This window comes from Halomonas sp. (genome assembly GCF_041689495.1).
In the GTDB taxonomy this organism is placed as follows: Bacteria; Pseudomonadota; Gammaproteobacteria; order Pseudomonadales; family Halomonadaceae; genus Halomonas.
The window spans coordinates 1-1,943 of sequence record NZ_JBDNGD010000348.1 but is presented as its reverse complement, the minus strand read 5'-3'; the positions used below and the strand labels follow the sequence as shown (position 1 = coordinate 1,943).

The 1,943-nt window shown below is 64.0% G+C and carries 2 protein-coding genes; both read left to right on the top strand.

What is annotated here, in order from left to right; all coding sequences use genetic code 11:
• On the top strand, positions 1–443 hold a 443-nt coding region (locus ACESMD_RS11090), incomplete at its 5' end, for a fumarate reductase cytochrome b subunit (protein ID WP_372613117.1).
• On the top strand, positions 440–1,943 hold a 1,504-nt coding region (locus ACESMD_RS11085; RefSeq protein ID WP_372613115.1), incomplete at its 3' end, for a fumarate reductase flavoprotein subunit. The genes ACESMD_RS11090 and ACESMD_RS11085, both read left to right, overlap by 4 nt.

The window sequence follows — 1,943 nt, the reverse complement described above, 5'->3', positions numbered from 1 at the left end:
CTGGTGGCCATGAGGATACGACCCTCTGGTTCGTCCAGGTCTATACCGGATTTGCCATGTTCTTTCTCGGCTCGGTCCACCTCTACATCATGATGACCCGCCCCGACACCATCGGCGCCTATGGCTCTGCCAACCGGGTGGTATCCGAGTGGATGTGGCCGCTCTATCTTCTCCTGCTGCTGGCCGTGGAGTTGCATGGTTCCATTGGGCTCTACCGCTTGGCGGTCAAGTGGGGCTTGTTCTCAGGCCGCAATGCCGTCGAGAGTCGCAGGAACCTCAAGCGTGCCAAGTGGGTGATCACGGTCTTCTTCCTGGCGCTCGGGCTGGCATCGCTGGCCGCCTTCATCAAGATCGGCATCACCCAGGCGGATCATTATGGACAGCCCGTGACGCCATCGAAGCATTCGATGATGCCTGCCCGGCCGGTCGGAGTAGTGTCATGAAACTGGTCTATACCGACGTACTGATCATCGGCGGTGGCCTGGCCGGGATGAGAACCGCCATCGGCGTCAAGCGTCGCGGCCTGGATGTGATCGTGCTCAGCCTGGTGCCGGCCAAGCGCTCGCATTCGGCCGCTGCCCAGGGTGGCATGCAGGCCAGCCTGGGCAACAATGCCATGGGGCGGGGCGACAACGAGGACGTGCATTTCGGTGACACGGTCCGGGGCAGCGACTGGGGCGCCGATCAGCTAGTGGTCCGGATGTTCGCCCATGTCGCGCCCAAGGCCATCCGCGAACTGGCCGATTGGGGGGTGCCCTGGAACCGTGTGCAGAAGGGCGATCGCGAGAGCGTGATCAATGCCGAGCGGGTGGTGATCACCGAGAGCGACGCGGCCCACGGCCTGATCACCGCCCGGGATTTCGGCGGCACCAAGAAATGGCGGACCTGCTATACCTCCGACGGAACCGGCCATGCCATGTTGTTCACCCTAGGGGACCAGACCATCGCCAACGGCATCCCGGTGATGGAGCGGATGGAGGCCCTGGCGCTGATCCATGACGCCGGCCACTGCTATGGTGCCATCGTTCGCGACCTGGTCACCGGCGAGCTGACCGCCTTCGTCTCCCGGGCCACCACCATCGCCACCGGGGGTTACGGACGCATCTACAAGGTCTCGACCAATGGCATCATCTGCGAGGGCACCGGCCTGGCCCTGGCCCTGGAAACCGGCCGGGCCGCTCTGGGCAACATGGAGGCGGTCCAGTTCCATCCCACTGCCATCGTTCCCGCCGGCATCCTCACCACCGAGGGCTGCCGGGGCGATGGTGGTATCCTGCGCGACGTGGACGGGTATCGTTTCATGCCCGACTACGAGCCGGAAAAGAAGGAGCTGGCCTCGCGGGACGTGGTGTCACGGCGCATGACCGAGCATATCCGCAAGGGCAAGGGCGTGAAGTCGCCCTACGGCGATCATCTCTGGCTGGACATCAGCGTGCTCGGCCGTGCCCACGTGGAGAAGAACCTGCGTGAGGTCGCCGACATCTGCCGCTACTTCCTGGGTATCGACCCCGCCGTGGACTGGATCCCGGTTCGGCCGACCCAGCATTACTCCATGGGCGGGATCCGCACCGACCATACGGGAGAGAGCACGACCCTCAAGGGGCTCTTCGCCTGCGGTGAATCGGCCTGCTGGGACCTGCACGGCTTCAACCGCCTGGGGGGCAATTCGGTGGCCGAGACGGTGGTCTCGGGCATGATCGTCTCGGAATACATCGCCGACTTCTGCGCCTCGGATGCCAGCGACATCGATATCTCTACCGCCCTGATACGCGACTTCCTCCAACGCGAGCAGGGCAAGCTGGATGACCTGATGAAGACGCCAGGCACCGAGAGTGTCGTGGCCATCCGCAAGCGCATGGAGGAGATCATGATCGACAAGGTGGGCATCTTCCGCACCGGTGATGAACTCGCCGAGGCCGTGGATGAGCTCGAGCAGCTCCTGG